Annotated in this window: 16 protein-coding genes; 1 reads left to right on the top strand and 15 read right to left on the bottom strand. The window is 44.3% G+C overall.

Features of this window, described 5'->3' with window-relative positions:
- Positions 1–66: 66 nt before the first annotated feature.
- From FTU42_RS01520 to hcaE, 8 genes are all read right to left on the bottom strand, one after another.
- Entirely contained in the window at positions 67–1,122 is a 1,056-nt protein-coding gene (locus FTU42_RS01520) for an MBL fold metallo-hydrolase (RefSeq protein WP_100329288.1), read from the bottom strand.
- 499 nt (positions 1,123–1,621) lie between these two features.
- Positions 1,622–2,530: a DMT family transporter gene (locus FTU42_RS01515; RefSeq protein WP_100534656.1), complete on the bottom strand. Its 909-nt coding sequence runs from the start codon at positions 2,528–2,530 to the stop codon at positions 1,622–1,624.
- A gap of 311 nt (positions 2,531–2,841) precedes the next feature.
- A complete protein-coding gene (gene hcaD / locus FTU42_RS01510; RefSeq protein WP_159138786.1) occupies positions 2,842–4,068 on the bottom strand; it encodes a 3-phenylpropionate/cinnamic acid dioxygenase ferredoxin--NAD(+) reductase subunit in 1,227 nt (408 codons plus the stop codon).
- A 5-nt stretch (positions 4,069–4,073) separates the two neighbouring features.
- Positions 4,074–5,039 (bottom strand): 3-carboxyethylcatechol 2,3-dioxygenase, encoded by a 966-nt coding sequence (locus tag FTU42_RS01505; protein ID WP_074383973.1) that lies wholly within the window; start codon positions 5,037–5,039, stop codon positions 4,074–4,076.
- A gap of 113 nt (positions 5,040–5,152) precedes the next feature.
- Positions 5,153–5,968, bottom strand: coding sequence for a 3-phenylpropionate-dihydrodiol/cinnamic acid-dihydrodiol dehydrogenase (gene hcaB / locus FTU42_RS01500; RefSeq protein ID WP_005172874.1), 816 nt, complete (start codon positions 5,966–5,968; stop codon positions 5,153–5,155).
- Between the two features lie 2 nt (positions 5,969–5,970).
- The gene (gene hcaC / locus FTU42_RS01495; RefSeq protein WP_005095433.1) at positions 5,971–6,297 is read right to left on the bottom strand and encodes a 3-phenylpropionate/cinnamic acid dioxygenase ferredoxin subunit; all 327 of its coding nucleotides are present in this window, start codon (positions 6,295–6,297) and stop codon (positions 5,971–5,973) included.
- Positions 6,297–6,815 carry a 3-phenylpropionate/cinnamic acid dioxygenase subunit beta gene (hcaF, locus tag FTU42_RS01490; protein WP_005095432.1) on the bottom strand — a complete coding sequence of 173 codons (519 nt, stop codon included), beginning with the start codon at positions 6,813–6,815 and terminating at the stop codon, positions 6,297–6,299. Before hcaF ends, hcaC begins: the two co-directional genes overlap by 1 nt.
- Positions 6,812–8,179, bottom strand: a complete 1,368-nt coding sequence (hcaE, locus tag FTU42_RS01485) for a 3-phenylpropionate/cinnamic acid dioxygenase subunit alpha (protein ID WP_005095430.1) — start codon at positions 8,177–8,179, stop codon at positions 6,812–6,814. Before hcaE ends, hcaF begins: the two co-directional genes overlap by 4 nt.
- Positions 8,180–8,459: 280 nt before the next feature.
- Between hcaE and hcaR the strand changes: the two genes are divergently transcribed.
- The gene (gene hcaR, locus FTU42_RS01480; protein WP_005172878.1) at positions 8,460–9,368 is read left to right on the top strand and encodes a DNA-binding transcriptional regulator HcaR; all 909 of its coding nucleotides are present in this window, start codon (positions 8,460–8,462) and stop codon (positions 9,366–9,368) included.
- 379 nt (positions 9,369–9,747) lie between these two features.
- Here the strand turns inward: hcaR and FTU42_RS01475 are convergent, their stop codons facing one another.
- From FTU42_RS01475 to FTU42_RS01445, 7 genes are all read right to left on the bottom strand, one after another.
- Positions 9,748–10,608 carry an alpha/beta fold hydrolase gene (locus tag FTU42_RS01475; protein WP_005095425.1) on the bottom strand — a complete coding sequence of 287 codons (861 nt, stop codon included), beginning with the start codon at positions 10,606–10,608 and terminating at the stop codon, positions 9,748–9,750.
- A gap of 284 nt (positions 10,609–10,892) precedes the next feature.
- Complete coding sequence (locus FTU42_RS01470; RefSeq protein WP_180082949.1) at positions 10,893–12,152, bottom strand: OprD family outer membrane porin; 1,260 nt, start codon at positions 12,150–12,152, stop codon at positions 10,893–10,895.
- Between the two features lie 429 nt (positions 12,153–12,581).
- On the bottom strand, positions 12,582–13,601 hold the full coding sequence (gene dmpG / locus FTU42_RS01465) for a 4-hydroxy-2-oxovalerate aldolase (protein ID WP_004278525.1): 1,020 nt from the start codon (positions 13,599–13,601) through the stop codon (positions 12,582–12,584).
- Between the two features lie 11 nt (positions 13,602–13,612).
- Complete coding sequence (locus FTU42_RS01460; RefSeq protein WP_004278526.1) at positions 13,613–14,506, bottom strand: acetaldehyde dehydrogenase (acetylating); 894 nt, start codon at positions 14,504–14,506, stop codon at positions 13,613–13,615.
- Positions 14,507–14,530: 24 nt separating this feature from the next.
- Complete coding sequence (locus FTU42_RS01455; protein ID WP_005095421.1) at positions 14,531–15,328, bottom strand: 2-keto-4-pentenoate hydratase; 798 nt, start codon at positions 15,326–15,328, stop codon at positions 14,531–14,533.
- A gap of 406 nt (positions 15,329–15,734) precedes the next feature.
- Entirely contained in the window at positions 15,735–16,403 is a 669-nt protein-coding gene (locus FTU42_RS01450; protein WP_100534661.1) for an HAD-IA family hydrolase, read from the bottom strand.
- A gap of 165 nt (positions 16,404–16,568) precedes the next feature.
- Positions 16,569–17,525, bottom strand: a complete 957-nt coding sequence (locus FTU42_RS01445; protein ID WP_180082918.1) for an RluA family pseudouridine synthase — start codon at positions 17,523–17,525, stop codon at positions 16,569–16,571.
- Positions 17,526–17,929 lie beyond the last annotated feature (404 nt).

Genomic DNA, 17,929 nt, shown 5'->3' with positions numbered 1-17,929 from the left:
CCTACCATACCCGCGATGCGGTGATCTGCTAAACAGGTCTAAACCTAACCCTCTGCCTATTCAACATTAGACAATAATCCGTTTGCCTTCACGTATGCAGTAAAATGGATTGATCAGCTTGGAAGAATGCTTGATGAGCTCATGCAATTCGTGTTCCGGTGCATCCCGGTCTTCATCCGTCAGCTGGAAAGTCCGGTAATGAATCGCCAGGGAACATTTGGCCTGCAAGTCATGATGGGCATGAAAGGCATCTTCCGGATTCATATGGATGGCGCGCATCAGTTCACGCGGCTCATAAGCGCCAATCGGCAGCAAGGCAATTCGCGGTGCACCCAGACGTTTACGAACCTCTTTAAAATGCGAGGCATAACCACTATCTCCGGCAAAGAAACAATGTTCCTGACCATGCAATAAGGAAAAGCCACCCCACAAAGCACAATTCTGATCACGCATACCGCGCCCCGAGGCATGCTGTGCCGGCGTATAGACAATGCGGATTTCTTCAAAAAATGCATTTTCCCACCAGTCCATCTCATGCACCGTATAGTGCTTTGGCAAATACCAGGCATTGCCCAGTCCGGTATAAATTGGCATTTCAAATGTGCTATGCAACCATTCCAGCGTGGCCAGATCCATATGATCATAGTGGTTATGGCTGAGCAGCACAGCATCAATATGTGGCAGTTCATCTAGCGCAATACCGGCAGGAATGACCCGCTGCGGACCAGTGGATGCAGAAGGACTGGCATATTCAGCCCAGACCGGATCGGTCAGGAAATTATAAGGCCCGATTTGAATGAGCACAGTGGCGTGACCAATAAACCAGATTTGCCAGTCATCTAAAGGCGCATCGGGACGCTGCTGTGGCAATGCACGCGGTCGCGCAAAAAACTCGGCACGTTCTGCGTCGAGATTGATATTCCAGGTTTTGGATTTTCGGGTAATGAGCCATTTATATAAGTCAAAACGACTGTGCGCCCGAGCAGGATGCTCGAGATTACGAAACTGTTGTCCATTGAAATGATCTGAATGCAGATACTCAAATACCGGCTTAGACCAGAGATGTTTCCAGCTGGACTCCGTGGTTAACTGAAATTTTTTAGTTTTGAGAAGATCTTGCATAAACATCCACTATTTATTATTCGCTATATGCAAGACAGCAACCGCTTGAAATGGTCAGGCGACGCATCTTTTAATGAGCATACAAACTAAAAACAGGCGCACTTGAGTATAGTATGAAATCCATCACAGACAATCATGTATGTTTTTGTTATTTTAGCAAAAAAATAGCGCTCTGATAGCCTGCTGGCTGGCCGGACTATGGGTACTGTCGAGAAAAACATGATGCATACAGTTTTTTAAAAAATACAAAATCATACCAAGCCCTACTCTGCTGATTCCAGCCAAAATTTTATCCTCATAATGTGCTGATTTGATCGTGCATGCCTGAGTTATGCAACGATTGAGAGTGCGGACGATGAAATCTACTATTTTTAACATTTGGCCAATCTGCTAAATAAACTTGCTTAAACTCTTGTGAACGGATGTAGCCATAGACTTCTTTCATCTAAAAAATTTAAAGCATAAAAAAGGGCTTTCGCCCTTTTGATTTGCTACAGATTTAGCGCTTGGAAAAGTATTGCTCACGCCACTCTTTCCAAAAGTACATAATGATGCCGAACATCACCACGGCAATTCCTGCAAAGGCATGACTGCTGATGATTTCATGATTCAGAGTCGCACCAAGTACCAGTGCGATGACTGGCGTCATGACATTACTCAAAGATACTGTTGAAGCATTTAAACGCCGAATCAGCCAGAAATAACACAGCATCGCCACAATCGAGGACATGATCATGGTAAATACAAACCCGATCAGCGCCTGTGTGCCAGGCAACTGGGTCGGCATATGCTGCCAGATAAATGGAATCAAGAGCAGTGAACCGGCTGCTGATAGCAGCAATGAACCTGTCGCTTGTGACATTGGGCTTAAAGGTGCGTTGATCTGTTTGACCCAGAAGATTGAACTGATATAGGACACCATACTGATCAGCATCAGCACCACACCCCAAGGATTCACCTTGCTGTCTGCCGAATCTAAAAATACAAAACTCAGTCCGGCAATGGCAACAGCCATACCCGACCATTGCAGCCACACTAACTGATGAGTTTTTAAGATCACATGCCCGATCAGACCGGCAATCAGCGGCGAAAAACCAAAAATCAGGGCCATCAGACCTGAGGTCAGATAATTGGCTGCCAGATAAATAAACAGCTGTGCACCGATTAAATTCAGACTGCCGGCCAGATAGCTTTTCATTGAGGTGCTGTCAAAAGGCAAAGGATCACGCATGATTTTTAGCAGGAATAGCGCAATAATCGATGCGCCAAAATAGCGAATGATCAGTACCCACATCGGGTGAATCTCGGCCACGCTCCAGACAATCGCCAAAGGCGTTGCGGCCCAAATCAGCACCAGTAAAGCATAAATACTTGCCGTCACCAGCATGGGAGATGAATTTGAATTCATAAAAGACTCAATTAAAGTTAATCAGAAAGAGTTGAACTAACTTCTCGTTCAAATCCACAATCGACAATACTGATTGCGGCATGGATGCCGCCGCTAAACTGGGATATATGGACATATCCTCAGTTTAGAAAAAGATTTTTGTCACCTTGCGCCATGTATGGCTCATCTCTCAAAAGTGAGGCATTACCTACGCAAAGTAATACAAACCAAAACTGAAACTTGAGGTAGTGATCATATAGAGAGTATTCGATCAACATAAAAAAACAGACCTATGCAAAACATAGGTCTGTTCCAAGATATCTCAATACAACTTAAGCAATTTTGCGTAAGTCTTGTGTCAGATCCAAATGTTTTTCAGCTTCAAAAGCCGTATTCTTGCTGATCATTTTTTTCAGATGACGCATTTCTTTGGCCGCATTCACGGTAATACCGGCAACGATTTGACCATCGGTCACACCATACATCACGAATGAATTGTCTGCGCCTTTGGCTGCATCCATGTCACCACGAACCAGCCATTGGGTCGCTGCCATATCACCGACAAACTGGAAGTTGATATTGAGCTGATCGGTCCAGAACCAGGCCGGATTGGCTTTTGGATGTTCGACACCCATGACATGACGCGCAAAAATGCCTGCCTGAAGATTGGCATTTTCCCAAGTCTCGACACGGCGGAATTCGCCGTCTTCACGAAGTTGTGTCGCGACATCACCTGCTGCATAAATATCGGCATTTGAAGTCTGGCAATTTTCATTGACCTTGATCGCAAGATCAGCATCTAAACCGGCTGCAATGGCAAGCTGTGCGTTTGGCACAATTCCGATTCCATAAACCACAGCATCAGCACGTAACTCTTCGCCATCAGCTAAAGTCACCACAATTTCTTCACCATCTAAACGGCAAGCTGCAACTTGAGTATTTAAGCGAACATCTACGCCTGCCAGACGATGTTGTTCAAGCAGAAATTCACTTAAAATACGCGGTGAACAACGACCCATTACCATTGGTCCCTGCTCAAGCACAGTCACCTGACAGTCTTTGTAACGCGCAGAGGATGCCAGTTCAAGACCGATCACACCGCCACCGATCAGCAGAATACGTTGACCTGCTTGCAATACAGGAACCAAGGCTTGTGAATCTTCAAGGTTACGAAGCGTATAAACATGTTTGCCCAAAGCATCGAAGTTTGGCAGACGGCGCGCGGCACCGCCTGTTGCGAGAAGCAATTTGTCATAAGCAACAACATCACCATTTTGAAGTTCAACCGTTTTCGCGGTCGCGTTGATTTGACTCACGCCATTGCCACGAATGGTGGTCACGCCAAGTTCAGCCAGTTTTTCTGCTGACAGAATTTCAATCTTGGTGTCCTCAGGTTTTAGAATCACGTCTTTCGACAGTGGCGGACGCTCATAAGGAAGATGCGTTTCATCACCAATCAGAATGATTTTACCTGCGTACTTGTTGCCACGAAGTTCTAAAATCGCGCTTGCACCTGCCTGGCCAGCCCCTACAATTACGATGGTTTCGATGTTGCTCATGTCAATTAACCTTTTAACTCTGCAGATACGATGCCGAAGCCCGCAATCCATTCACTGATATCTTCATAGCAGTGTGTTGTCATGTCGTATTCGCCCATTTCGCTTAAGGCTGCAAATGCCGCCATCCAGGAACGGACTTCCTGACCACCACGACCGCCGTCACGACGAATTTCATCTTCTGTCATGGCTTCTAAGGTCGCGAAATCAGCGTTCTTGAAGGTTTCAAGTAGTGCACGATCCCATTCAGCATTTAAAGGAACTGCAACCGAAGTATCGCCTGCTGCCAGTTTCTGACCGACTGCAATGACTTTGCCCTGACGTGCTTCACGTGCTTCAGGCGTTGGATTACGACCTGCAATCAGGAATTCTTCTACTTGTGGTGGAACCGAACCCATTTGCGGTGTGGGTGGATCATGCGACAGACCGCCCGTACCCAGAACCAGTACGCGTTCGTTTTCAAGATTCAGTGACTTGATAAACTGACCGACCGCACGACCTAAAGCAATGGTACGCTTGGGGGTTGGCATCGGTGCTGCAGCGCCATTAATAAAAATTGGAATCGTTGGATAACGATCGAGTTTGCCGTCACACAGGAAGTGTAATGGCTGAGTCACCCCATGATCCGCCTGCATACGGTAAGAATATGCAACGTCTACACCTTCATCTAGTACACGTCGAACCAAACCTAATGCTTTGTCTTCAGGTACATCAATGTGATCATTGTCTTTACCATAATCCCAGTCACCCGCAGCTTTGGCACGAATACCGACACAGAAACTTGGCATCAGGTCATAGAAGAAACCATTAAAATGGTCAGGACCAAAGGTGATGATCAGAGTTGGGTCGTAAGCTTTTACTTCAGCAGAGAGTTTTTCAAAAGCATCACGAACGGCTTGTTCTTTACGCTTTTCCTGTGGTGAAGCAAATTCCATTAAAGGACTGTGCGATGCACAAATAAGTTTAACGGCCATGAGAGACTCCAAAAAGGAAGACTTAAATCCTCCCCAACCCTCCTTTAAAAAGGAGGGAGATTTTCCCCCTCTTTTATAAAGAGGGGTAAGGGGAGATTTTTAAAAGCAGATTTTTATTCGTCAAAGAAACCGGCACGGGGCTGACGTAAGCCACGAATTCCCAGACCGCATTCTGCATTGATCAGAACGCCAGTCAAAGGACGGTTATTTTGACGAGATGCCAAGAGTACGTATGAACCTGTCATATCTTCCGGTTCAGGCAAGAAATTCAGTGGCATACCACGTGCAATTTTCTCAGGATCACGTGCATCGAGCAGGCCAACATTTTCCTGACCGAGCGACGCTGCGCCTTTGATATTCACATTCATACCTGACGGTGCAACCGCATTCACTCGTACTTTAGGCGCAAGCTCATAGGCCAATTCTTTCATAATACCCACCCCTGCATGCTTAGATGCAGTATATACAGGGCCTCCGCCAGCGGAGTACAGTGCCGAATTAGACAAAGTAAATATGATAGAACCTTCAGAAGCGATCAATGCCTCCAGTGCAGCCTTCGCGCCGAGAATGAGTGACTTGGTATTAATCCCCATAATCTCGTCAAAGGCTTTTTCCAGCTGCTCACCAGAGGTGTTGACGATATCGGCATAATGATCCCAGATCCCGGCATTGCCGACGAAACAGTCGAGTTTGCCGAAACGCTCTACAGTGGCATTCACTGCACGAACGTTGTCTGCATAGCTGGCTACATCGCCTTCAATCGCAAGAACTTTACCGCCAAAGTGTTCGTTTAATGCCTCCACTTTTGCTTTTGAACGTTGAAGAACGGCAACTTGTGCACCCTCTTCCAGGAAACGTTCCACTAGCGCCCAGCCTAAGCCTGAACCACCACCGGTAATAAGTGCAACTTCGCCTTGTAGCCAACCCATGATTACTCTCCTGCCATCTCTACATATAATGCGCCGTCTTCAACCACTACTGGGAATGTTTGAATTGGATCAGTTGCTGGCAAGCAAAGTGCCTCACCTGTTTTCAAACAGAAACGTGCAGCATGAAGTGGACATTCCACTGTACCGTCGTCTTCCAGATAACCTTCAGACATAGACGCATTGCCGTGTGAACAGCGGTCGTTCATTGCGAAGAACTCACCACCGTTATTGAATACTGCCAATGCATCAATACCATTCACGCCGCAATCTACTTTTAGCGCTTCGCCTTCGTCTAATTCGTCAACTTGGCAAACAAAAATCTTATTCATTAGAAGAATACACTCAGGTTATGTGAGCTATAGGTCGCTTGATCCAGCATGATCTTACGGTTGAAGATCTGGAAGCCGAGGCCGCCTTCAACTTTACGGATCTTGTCATGGCGTTTACCGCAGTAAATGACAATGTCTTTCTCTTTTTGCGTACGATATAGCAAATAGGTTACATATACGTCGTATTCGCCTTCAACTTCAGCTGGCTCTACGATCACGTTGCTCACCATGTGAGTGGTACGTGATGGAGGCTCTTCAGCCCAAGCCATACCGGTTTCAAGACGTGCGACACGACGCTCTAAAAGGTCTTTGGTATCGTTGAATACCCAAGTCGTCGGTGGCTCAACTGAACGGCGACGGTCACGGGTTTGCGCGTTTGGTGTGGTACGTAGCGTATAAGAAATATCTTCAGCCAAGGTATCCAACCAATCGCGGAATTTCCAGTCGTCCAGCAATTTTGCTTCGCGATACAGGAACTGACTGATTTGATGATGAAGTTCTAAACTCACTTGACTCATTTCATAAGCTCCTTCTCGTATGCGTCAGCTGCTGCTTCAACGTCTTCCCATTTTTCATGGATCAATAAATCTGCCCAGCGGCGGTACATGCCACGTGCTGCAGTTTCAGAGAAAATATAGTTGGTGATCCCCGGAATACCGTCTTCACGGATTTTCTCGTTACCTTTACCCATTTCCATAATGAGTTTGTTTTGACGGGCTTTATAACCACGTAAAACTTTCTGGATTTCGATCCAGTTTTCAGAGTCATCTTGCTCTAGGAAACCAGCAGGACCGAAAGCACGCGTTGCAGAACGTTCAAATGCTTCTTTCACTTCTTGTGATGCTTCAGCATCCGCAATACAGAATGCCCATACTTCAGTTTTGTTTGGACCACGTGGGTGCCATACACGAAGCGTTGCCGTACCGTTCAACCAAGACAAGGTCGGGAACATGGTGTTATGACCTGCAAGACGCAGGGCACGGACTTCACCTAAACGCTCTTTCACTTCTTCATAAGTTTCGCGGAAGTAGTTGGCTACTTCACCGTCGACCCATACGTTTGCATCTGGTTTCTCTGTAAAGAAGAAACCTGAACCGTGACCACGTGAACCGTACTGAAGTGCATCTTTAGCCGTTTCCCAAACTGGACGAGCCGTTTGTGCAGCACCAAGTTTTTTCGATGCTTCATCATCTGGTTTTGCGCCAAGGACTTGGATCGCAGATGCATGAGAGAACAAGGCATGATACTGGTCAGATGCAAACTGTTCCGCTGCAAATTTCCAGTTACACTCGATTTCCCATTTGTGTACACCACCGATAATTTCTGTACCACCTGGACGACGGTCAAGTACACCATCTAGATACCAGGCGATATCGCCCATGTATTCTTCAAGATCAGGTGTGGTTTCATCCCAACAAGCAAATACCAGGCCTTTGTAAGACTTGACACGATTCACTTCGACCAAGCCCCATTGCTCTTTACATGCACCTTGTGGGTAAGCACGTTCTTCAAGCGGAATGTCTTTTAAAGAACCGTCAATGCCATAAGACCAGCCGTGGTATGGGCAAGTGAATGCACGGGTATTACCACAGTCTGCGAAACTCACACGCATAGAACGGTGACGGCACTGGTTTAAGAATGCTTTGATTGAGCCATCTTTTTGACGTGCCACGATGATCGGATCTTCACCCATATAGGTATTGAAGAAGTCACCCGCCTTTGGAATCTGGCTTTCATGACAAAGGAACAACCAAGTACGGCCAAAAACGCGTTCAAGTTCTAATTCGTAAATATCTGGATCTGTATAGATAGATGGAGTGATACGCCCATTTTGTGCATCGACTAAAGCGTCGATTTCACGCACATCAATTTTTCCACTCATGAAAAGCTCTCCTGTGACCCATCAAGGCACAAAGTAAATAGACTCAATTCGAATGGATAATGGATTTTGGATTGATTTTGGGGAAATATTTTTTTTGTTTCAATTAATAGCTTTAAGCAATTATTCCACGTGCTTGTTCTGATATTAAAACATTAATAAATATCTCAAGAGTATTTACTTTCTAAATATCAAAATAACCTTCACGACATAGTTGTTTATAGATTATACTTCTATGAAATTATAGTAAGACATTTTTTGGATTACTCTTCGGGCTGATGACATGGAATTACGACACCTTCGCTACTTTATCACCGTTGCTGAAGAACTGAACTTTAGTAAGGCAGCACTTAAACTTTATACGGCTCAACCCTCACTTAGCCAGCAAATCAAAGACCTGGAAGAAGATGTCGGCGTCAAGCTACTCAACCGAACCAAACGTAAAGTGGAGCTGACCGAAGAAGGTGCCGTATTTCTGGAACAGGCGCGCCTGACCCTGGCACAAGCAGACAAGGCCGTTGCCATGGCACGTCAGGTGTCACAAGCCAAGCAGCAAATGCTACGGATTGGTTTTGTTCCAGTGGCCGAGATGAAAATCTTCCCGTATATCTTGCCAAATCTGCGTGTGCAAAATCCGGATTTAAAAATTGAATTGCTCAGCCTGAACAATAATGAACAAATGCGTCTGTTGAAAAAAGGTGATCTGGATCTGACTTTTACCCGTCATAACTTCAATAGTGATGAAATTGAAAGCCAGTTTGTAATTCGTGAGCCTTTGATTTTTATATTACCTAAAGATCACCCTCTGGCAAAATACGAGAGAATTCCAGTTAAAGCATTGAATGGTATTGATTTTATTATTCCATCAGCAGAGCAGTCACATACTTTGCATCATGCCATTCTGGACTTTGCCAAAGCCAATAACGTTGAGCTCAACATCGTACAGAAAGCGGATAATATCCTGTTCAATATCAACTCGATTGGTATCGGCTTGGGCTGCACCATATTACCAGGCTATATTGTACCGCTGACCATGGACAATACCGTAATTCGCCCTCTGGACGTGGAACTGCCATATCTGGATCTGTATGTCAGTTACCACAAAAACAACAAATCCTATGCGGTAACCAAATTTCTTGAGCTATTAACTCGGGTGTTTTATCTGGACATTAACCGCGACGAACAGGACTAATCCCGCTCCATCCCCGATCAAGCATATGCCATTCAACTTTTGAGTAGCATGTGCTTTTTTGTTTTATCATTTTTTGCTAAAAAATTTATTTTAAATTCTATTTTTTGATAAAGGATCAATCTGTAGCTCCTTAATTGGTCGCCTGATCTAGGCTAATACTGCCTGTTTTTCACCCTAAACTCCCTTCATTTACAACTTAAGTCTAATAAAAGTTAAGTCAGTTTTTTCTCGGCTTAAATTTAATAACTTGCTAAAAATAATTAGATTTTTACATGAACCTATACAAATGAGAATCATATGCACTTAAGTACATTCTGTTCAATATTTTGCCCACAAAAAAAGGATGACCGAAGCCATCCCTTTTTAAAACACGGTAAAATTATTTTACGCCGTGAACAGCAAGATAGTTTTTGATCACAGTATTGAATTCGTCTGCTTTCTCAACTTGAGACCAGTGACCACATTGGCTGAAGATGTGCGCATCAGCATTTGGAACCACATTCAGGATGTCCCAAGTACGTGATACTGGAATGACCACGTCTTGCGTACCATGAATCAGTAACACTGGCACAGTAATATCTTTCATTTTTTCGAAATCAAGCGGGAATTCGAAACGGTCACGGTCACGTGCGCCAACTACATCCATCAAACGATTTGATGCATAGTCATTTGCAGCAGAAGCAAAGCGAACTTTAACCAGTTCATCCGTGATCAAGTCTTTATTTACCACAAACATTGACAAGGTTTTCTTGATGCCTTCTTCAGTCAACACCGGGTTTGCATGCGCTTTGAGTGCAGCAGTTTGTTTCGCACCGCCTGTCCCCATAGACACGATACCCAAAACGCGCTCTGGATAATCCAGTGCCAACTGGAATGCCAACCAGCCACCTAAAGAGTTACCCACTAACCAGGTTTTTTCGATACCCAAAGCATCTAGCGTACGGATCGCATGGTCTACCCAGGCACGAATACCATATTCAGTGTTTGGCGCAACCACAGTTTGGCCATAACCAATGGTATCAATCGCGATACAACGTGCTTGCTCACCAATTTGTGGCAGGTTTAACCACCAGTTTGCCGCAGCAGATACACCTGTGCCTGAACCGTGTAAAAATAGAATAGGCGTACCTTCACCAATTTCGTGGTAATGGGTCAACTCACCTTCAGCAGTTTCAATCCATTTGTCTTCCAAGCCAAAGAACGGATCTGTTTGATAGTCAGGGATTTGAACAGTGCTCATATTACTTCCTCTTACAGTCTTTCGCTTGCGTGTCCCTCTCTTTTCAAGAATTCGACGTCAAGTTGACTCATTAAAATGACTTTTTTACATCCTTATCTTAACCGCTCAAGACGGATCAACTGATACAAAATTACGATTGCACACTACAAAATAAATATAATTTAAGTTTATGTTTTATATGGTTATTTTAATATCAAAACCCTTATTTATTTTCAGGATTTAGTTTATGTGCAGATAGAAAAACAGCGCTACACCGGATAGCGCTCTTGATCAAGGCAGCAGAATTAGAATTTATAGGTATAAGTGGTTGCTACACGGTATTCCTGAAGGTCTGGTTTTGCTGGATTTGCAAAATTCACATCAATATACATGCCCTGTACGCCTAAACCTTTTAATTTACCTTCTGGCACAGTGTAATTGACGATTGCATTCACTTCATCCGTATTGAAGTTCTGACCTTGATATGCTCCGGTACCTTGCTGATCATAGCCTTTGAAATAAATCGCTGTTGCATTTAGTCCCTTCAAGCCGACTTCAGAAAAGTCATAACCATAAGACACATGCCATGACTTTTCTTCCGGCGCTGTGAAAGTTGCGACTCCCCAGTTTGCCAAATAAGGCTGTGGCACCCAGCCTCCCAATGTCGGGAATGCACTGTCACCAAACATTTGCTGATAACCCACACCGACCGTATGTGCACCATGATTGATTTTTGCAGCTACCGATAATGCCTGGTTGTCAATCTCACCATACAATTTATCGCCAGATTCGGAGTTATTGAAATAACGCACATGACTATCTAATTTGGTTTTTTCACCTAACCCGATTTTGTAACTCACACCCAGATAATGCTGCTGGTAAATGTCTTGAACATCGGCATACCAATAACTTGCACCCAACTCTTTTGTCAGCTGGTGATCTATACCGGCAATCCACATCCCATCCGCTTCTGCACCATTATCAAATTGTGGTGGATTAAATTTGGTTAAATCACGGAACTGGTTGTCATAACGGTTGTTAATCCCGTCAATATAAGCCAGTGTAAGCTTAGTATCTTTAAGCTCTTTCGACTCTAACCATGCACCGCTATAAGTTGTTAACAACTGACGCGATGGATCAAACACTAAAACTGGCGACACTGGGCGTAATTCACCAACTTTTAATTCGGTTTCTGAAACCTTGGCTTTTAAGGTTGCACCGACTTTACCGAAATGGTCTTTTGATTGCTTGCCATCATGCGGTAAAACCCAATCCGGATTCTTATCACGACCTTTGAGTTTAACTGCATGTTGAACTAGCACATCAGCACCGACCTTTATCCCACCGCCAATATCGTGATAACCCGACTTGGCATCCAGAGTCACCCCTTGTGACCAAGAACCCCAGTTACGTGATGAAGCATCATCTTGATACTGGCGATCTAAATAGAAATTTTTAAATTTTAATTGCACATTACTGTCGTCAATAAAATCTGCATTCGCTGCAGTTGTTCCTAAAGTTGCTATCGCAGCAAACATTGCTATCCATAAGTTTTGACGACGCATCATGAGTTCCCCATTTAACAGATAAAATCTATGTCGCCATCATGCGCAAGTCGATTTAAATAAAAAATCCGACCACAGTATTAAGATTTTCTGCTTTCATCGGCCGATATTTCAGACCTCTCCTCAAGCAACCAATCGCTTAGATTTTAAAACGATTAATTAAAATAAAAAATTGACCAGATATTTAATTCAAACTTTTGTTTCTTCTATTAATAAGAGTAAATTTTTTAAAATCTTTCAGCAGCCATTTTTTATTTATCGTTTTTATGTTTAAGGAAAATATAAAGCCAAAATAATCGCCCTACAATATTATCACTAAAACATCTCACCCCAGAGTTTTAATATATTAATCAGTCTCATTTAAAATAAAAAAGCACCCAATTTGGATGCTTTTTTATCAAACTTATTTTAATACTGAGCGATTAAAAGTTAAGCTTGTAACTCACGCGCTTTAGACATGGTTAATGCTAAATCTTCAATCATGTCTTCCTGACCACCGACCGTACCACGACGACCAAGCTCCATCAGGATTTCACGTGCAGAAACGCCATATTTTGCTTCAGCGCGTTTAGCAAACAGCAGGAATGAAGAATACACACCCGCATAACCCAAAGTTGCTGCATCACGATCGGCACGGATCGGGTTGTGCATCATTGGAATGACCAGATCTTCAGCAACGTCTTGTACTTTGAACAAGTCAACGCCAGTGTCCATGCCCATACGGTTTGCAACCGCAATGAACAACTCAAGTGGTGTATTACCCGCACCCGCACCCAAACCTGCAGATGCCAAGTCAACACGTACTGCACCGGCTTGTACCGCAGCAACCGTATTCGATACACCCATACCCAAGTTATGGTGACCGTGGAAACCGAGCTCAATGCTTGGGTCCAAGTGTTGACGTAAATGACCAACACGATCGATGACATCTTGAGGAAGCATATAGCCTGCTGAGTCAGTGACATAGATACAGTTTGCACCGTAAGACACCATCTTGTTTGCTTCTTCAAGCAGTTTTTCAGGAGTCGCCATGTGAGCAAGCATTAGGAAGCCCACTGTGTCCATGTCTAACTTACGCGCAGCAGTGATGTGCTGTTCTGAGCAATCCGCTTCTGTACAGTGCGTTGCAACACGAATAGTAGAAACACCAATTTCATGCGCCATTTTTAAATGGTCAACCGTACCGATACCAGGTAGAAGTAATGCAGAAATTTTTGCATTCTTCATACGTGGTACAACAGCTGTTAAATATTCTTCGTCAGTCGCAGCAGCAAAACCGTAGTTGACGGATGAACCGCCAAGGCCGTCACCGTGCGTGACTTCAATTAAAGGTACGCCTGCATCATCAAGTGCTGTTGAAATCGCAATCATTTGCTCAACAGTGGTTTGATGGCGCTGTGGGTGCATACCATCACGCAAAGTCATATCATGAACAATAATCTTAGACATGTGGTTGCTCCTTAAGCGTCTTTATTGAATACGTGTTCTGCAAACATCTCTGCAGTACGTGCTGCAGCAGCAGTCATGATGTCAAGGTTACCCGCATATTTCGGCAGGAAATCACCAAGCCCTTCAACTTCTAAGTAAATTGACACGCGGTTGCCATCAAAAACTGGACCATTGACAAGCTTGTAACCCGGTACATATTTTTGAACTTCTTTAATCATTGCGTGTACAGATTCAGTGATCGCTGCTTGATCCGGTTCACCTTCTACCAGACAGTGAACTGTGTCACGCATCATCAGTGGTGGCTCAGCCGGGTTGATGATGATAATCGCTTTACCCTGTTTCGCGCCGCCCACTTTCTCAATGGCACCGGCAGTGGTACGGGTAAATTCATCAATGTTTTTACGTGTACCTGGACCTACTGATTTAGTCGATACCGTTGCAATGATCTCACCATATTCAACCGGTTGAACGCGAGAAACTGCAGCAACCATCGGAATCGTTGCCTGACCACCACAGGTGACCATGTTTACGTTTGGTACTTCGCCACCCGCAAGCAATGCTTCCAGGTTGACCGGTGGTACGCAGAATGGACCGATCGCAGCAGGCGTCAAGTCAATCATCAGTACGCCAAGTTCATTGAGCTTGCGACTGTTTTCAGCATGTACATAAGCAGACGTTGCATCGAATGCAATTTTAATATCATCTGCAATCACGTGAGGCAGAAGACCATCCACACCTTCAGCGGTGGTTTTTAAACCCATTTTTGCAGCACGTGCCAGACCTTCAGAGGTCGGGTCAATCCCCACCATCCACACTGGCTCTAACCATTCGCTGCGTTGTAACTTGTAAAGCAAATCCGTACCAATATTACCTGGACCGATCATTGCACATTTAATCTTTTTCATGAATGTACTCTCTTGGAATCTCGATTATTCAGCAGCAAATGCAGCTGTAACAGAACCGAAGCCTTCAATTTCAACTTTGAATTCATCGCCTGGTTGAGCCACAACCATAGGCCCTAAGGCACCTGTTAAGATAATGTCGCCTGCAAGTAATGGACGACCACGGCGTACCATTTCATCTGCCAGCCAAACTGCAGCATTGAGTGGATTGGCCAGACATGCTTTACCCACACCTTGAGACACAACTTCGTCACCACGCGTCATGACCATTTTGCAGTTCACCAGATCAAGGTTTTCAAGTTTTACAGGTTGAGAACCTAAAACGAATGCTGCGGAAGATGCGTTATCTGCAACTGTATCAATTAAACTGATTTTCCAGTTTTCGATCCGGCTATCGACCACTTCAACTGCAGGCAGGGCATACTCAGTCGCGCTGATAATGTCTGCATAGGTATGTTTTTCTTTGGTCAAATCCTGGTTAATTACCAATGCGATTTCCGCTTCAACCTTAGGTTGAATCAGCAGACCTGCAGGAATTACTTCACCATCGCCATAGGCCATGTCAGCAAACAACATGCCGAAGTCAGGCTGATCTACGCCGAGTTGCGCTTGAACCACTTTAGAGGTTAAACCAATTTTACGGCCTACCAGACGGCGACCTTCAGACAAAGCGCGCTCGGTATTCACTTCTTGAACGGCATAGGCAATATCTACGTCAGCACTTTCACCACCCAGTTCTGGGCGAATCGGCGCGATCGCAGTTTGTGATAATTCAGCGCTACGAAGGGCTTGTGCAACTGATTCAACAACAGCAGAATTCGACATCAATGTTTCCTTAAACTGCAAAAATTAGGCTTATGCTGAGATCTAAGATGGACAGAAAATATGGACATGATCAGGCCGATAATCCGTCAGGATTACCTTTCTCAGAGCGAGCATAGGAATAAACAGTTTTAGAATGGGAAAAATACGGCTTTTATGCCAATAGTTATTTTATTTTTTGCTATAGCTATTATCTATAAAGAAAATCCATAAAAACCAAGACAAAACAAAATCTTAGTATTTAAAATGCATCATCATTTAGCAGAAAAACTCCGCTAATCTGACCGAATAAAATCAACATAATTGCGACTTTAGACTAAAAGATAAGAGCAAACGCTTAAATCTGTGGCGCTCCCCGGCAGTTTTAAACCGGGGAAATACCATTTTTTACTGTAACCAAGATAATAGATTAAATCGCTTGTTTCCATTGGACTTTAGCCAACAATGCCGCATGTAAAGCGGTCACATCATCTACGATACAGATCGGATTAAATTGCGCCAAAAGCTCAGGTTCATGCACGCCATAGCTGACACCAATACTTGGCATGGCCATATTTTGTGCCATTTCCAGATCATAAGAAGTGTCACCGACCATAAGCGCATGTTCGGCCTGTACACCCGTTTCTGCCAGTATTTCTTCTAACATGAGTGGATCTGGTTTGGAACGGGTTTCACTGGCAGCACGCGTGGTCACAAACAGCTGCTCACTGTTGGTCTGCTTCAAGACACGATCCAGACCTTTACGGCTTTTACCCGTCGCCACTGCCAGCTTCACACCGTGTTGCTGCAAATCCGCAAGCATATGTGCCACCCCTTCAAACCAGGAATCTCCGGAAGAGTTTGCCACATAGTGTTCTGAATAGCTTTGTAAAATATTGGCATGCAATTCAGGCACATTCGGAAATAAACGCTGTGCCACTTCAGGCAAACCTAAGCCGATAATGCTTTTCGCGTCTTCATCGCTTAAAGGCTGCTGAAACTGTTGTGCTGCAAACTGCAAACTCGCCACGATTTGACTGACCGAATCAAATAACGTGCCATCCCAATCAAAAATGACCAGTTTTACAGGTGTGTTCATAAGGTTTCCTAAATTTGATTCAAGGTTAGGTAGCTTTACCACCTCTCTCTAGCCCTCTCCTTGTAGAAGAGGGTAGAGAGAGGTTTAATGCCTAAAATCTCCCCTAACCCTCTTTAAGAAAGAGGGTTAGGGTGGATTGAATTTATTAAAAGAAAAAATAAGTCTTTACTGAGCCGTCGGCTTATCCGCTTTCTGTGCTCTTAACTGTGCCACCAGACTCTGCATATCTTCCGGCAAAGGTGCTTCAATCATGGCATAACCCGGAATTTCCAGACGCATGGCATGCAGGCAAAGACGGCGTGGTTTAGGGCCGTTATAGCCAGTTTCATGACCATACTTTTCATCACCAACCAGCGGATGACCGATACTGAGACCATGCACACGAATCTGATGGGTACGACCCGAAAGCGGAGAGGCATAGACCAGTGTGGCATGCATAAAGCGTTCCTGCACATTCCACTGCGTCTTCGACTCTTTACCTTCTTTCGGCGATACACAGACACGACGCTCGCCATTGGCCAGCTCATACCGATGTAAAGGCGCATCAATCAACTGACGGTCAAGTGCTACGTTACCTTTGACCACAGCAGCATAGGTTTTTTTAATTTTATGTTCACGCAGCATGTCCTGTAAGCTTTTCAGTACGCTACGTTTTTTCGAGATCATCACCAGACCAGACGTGTCACGGTCAATACGATGAATCAGTTCCAGATATTTTTTCCCAGTCGCTGCACGTAAGCCTTCGATCAGACCATATGCGACACCACTACCGCCATGTACTGCGATGCCCGAAGGTTTATTCACCACCATCAGACCTTCATCTTCATAGATCACGCGGGTCAACAAACCATTGGCAACCTTGTCAGAAATGGGCGCAGCAGATTCATCTTTTTGCTCATAACGGATCGGTGCAACACGAATCTGATCAGCAATCGCCAGTTTGGTTTCCGCCTTGATGCGTTTTTTATTGACGCGCACCTGGCCTTCACGAATCAGGCGATAGATACGGCTTTTTGGTACACCTTTCAGACGACTAAACAGGAAATTATCGATGCGTTGTCCATCTTGATGTTCATCCACTTCAAACCAAGTGACGTTTTGCCATTGTTGCGTAGAATTCATACAGTTACTATGACCCAAAAAATACTAAAATTGATTAAAAACTGATCACTTAGGTTATGCTTTACACAAGAAACATAAGCTTAGCCCATAGGCAGATGATGCAAGGTTTGATATAGTCAGCGCACGGAAACCATCGTTTGTGGGTAAAAGTTGAATCATTTCAGATTTTTCTGAACTTGATTGTTCAATTAAAGACTCACATGATACGGGAAGGTCCCCAAAGAATTATGCCGACGCCGAAGGCTTATTATATCGGCAAACAAAGCAAACTGTTGCGTTTAATTGTACCTCAGGTACATAAATCAGTTTGTCTTAAAAAATATGTCGCCAACTTTCGTTGGTTTTTAAACGTAAACTGATACACATCAGATTAGTCGCACCCTGAAGACGACTTCAGGCTACAG

The organism is Acinetobacter sp. YH12102 (assembly GCF_013419125.1).
Taxonomy (GTDB): domain Bacteria; phylum Pseudomonadota; class Gammaproteobacteria; order Pseudomonadales; family Moraxellaceae; genus Acinetobacter; species Acinetobacter pseudolwoffii.
The sequence above is the reverse complement of the archived record's forward strand: the minus strand, read 5'-3'. Positions and strand labels throughout refer to the sequence as shown.

Bases quoted from the DNA above. Each gene is read 5' to 3' on its own strand.
- FTU42_RS01520 (WP_100329288.1), bottom strand. From the start codon at position 1,122: ATGCAAGATCTTCTCAAAACTAAAAAATTTCAGTTAACCACGGAGTCC.
- hcaD (WP_159138786.1), bottom strand. From the start codon at position 4,068: ATGAGCAACATCGAAACCATCGTAATTGTAGGGGCTGGCCAGGCAGGT.
- hcaF (WP_005095432.1), bottom strand. From the start codon at position 6,815: ATGAGTCAAGTGAGTTTAGAACTTCATCATCAAATCAGTCAGTTCCTG.
- FTU42_RS01455 (WP_005095421.1), bottom strand. From the start codon at position 15,328: ATGTCGAATTCTGCTGTTGTTGAATCAGTTGCACAAGCCCTTCGTAGC.
- dmpG (WP_004278525.1), bottom strand. From the start codon at position 13,601: ATGTCTAAGATTATTGTTCATGATATGACTTTGCGTGATGGTATGCAC.
- hcaE (WP_005095430.1), bottom strand. From the start codon at position 8,179: ATGAGTGGAAAAATTGATGTGCGTGAAATCGACGCTTTAGTCGATGCA.
- FTU42_RS01450 (WP_100534661.1), bottom strand. From the start codon at position 16,403: ATGAACACACCTGTAAAACTGGTCATTTTTGATTGGGATGGCACGTTA.
- FTU42_RS01460 (WP_004278526.1), bottom strand. From the start codon at position 14,506: ATGAAAAAGATTAAATGTGCAATGATCGGTCCAGGTAATATTGGTACG.
- FTU42_RS01470 (WP_180082949.1), bottom strand. From the start codon at position 12,152: ATGCGTCGTCAAAACTTATGGATAGCAATGTTTGCTGCGATAGCAACT.
- hcaB (WP_005172874.1), bottom strand. From the start codon at position 5,968: ATGGGTTGGCTACAAGGCGAAGTTGCACTTATTACCGGTGGTGGTTCA.
- FTU42_RS01515 (WP_100534656.1), bottom strand. From the start codon at position 2,530: ATGAATTCAAATTCATCTCCCATGCTGGTGACGGCAAGTATTTATGCT.
- hcaR (WP_005172878.1), top strand. From the start codon at position 8,460: ATGGAATTACGACACCTTCGCTACTTTATCACCGTTGCTGAAGAACTG.
- FTU42_RS01505 (WP_074383973.1), bottom strand. From the start codon at position 5,039: ATGGCCGTTAAACTTATTTGTGCATCGCACAGTCCTTTAATGGAATTT.
- hcaC (WP_005095433.1), bottom strand. From the start codon at position 6,297: ATGAATAAGATTTTTGTTTGCCAAGTTGACGAATTAGACGAAGGCGAA.
- FTU42_RS01445 (WP_180082918.1), bottom strand. From the start codon at position 17,525: ATGAATTCTACGCAACAATGGCAAAACGTCACTTGGTTTGAAGTGGAT.
- FTU42_RS01475 (WP_005095425.1), bottom strand. From the start codon at position 10,608: ATGAGCACTGTTCAAATCCCTGACTATCAAACAGATCCGTTCTTTGGC.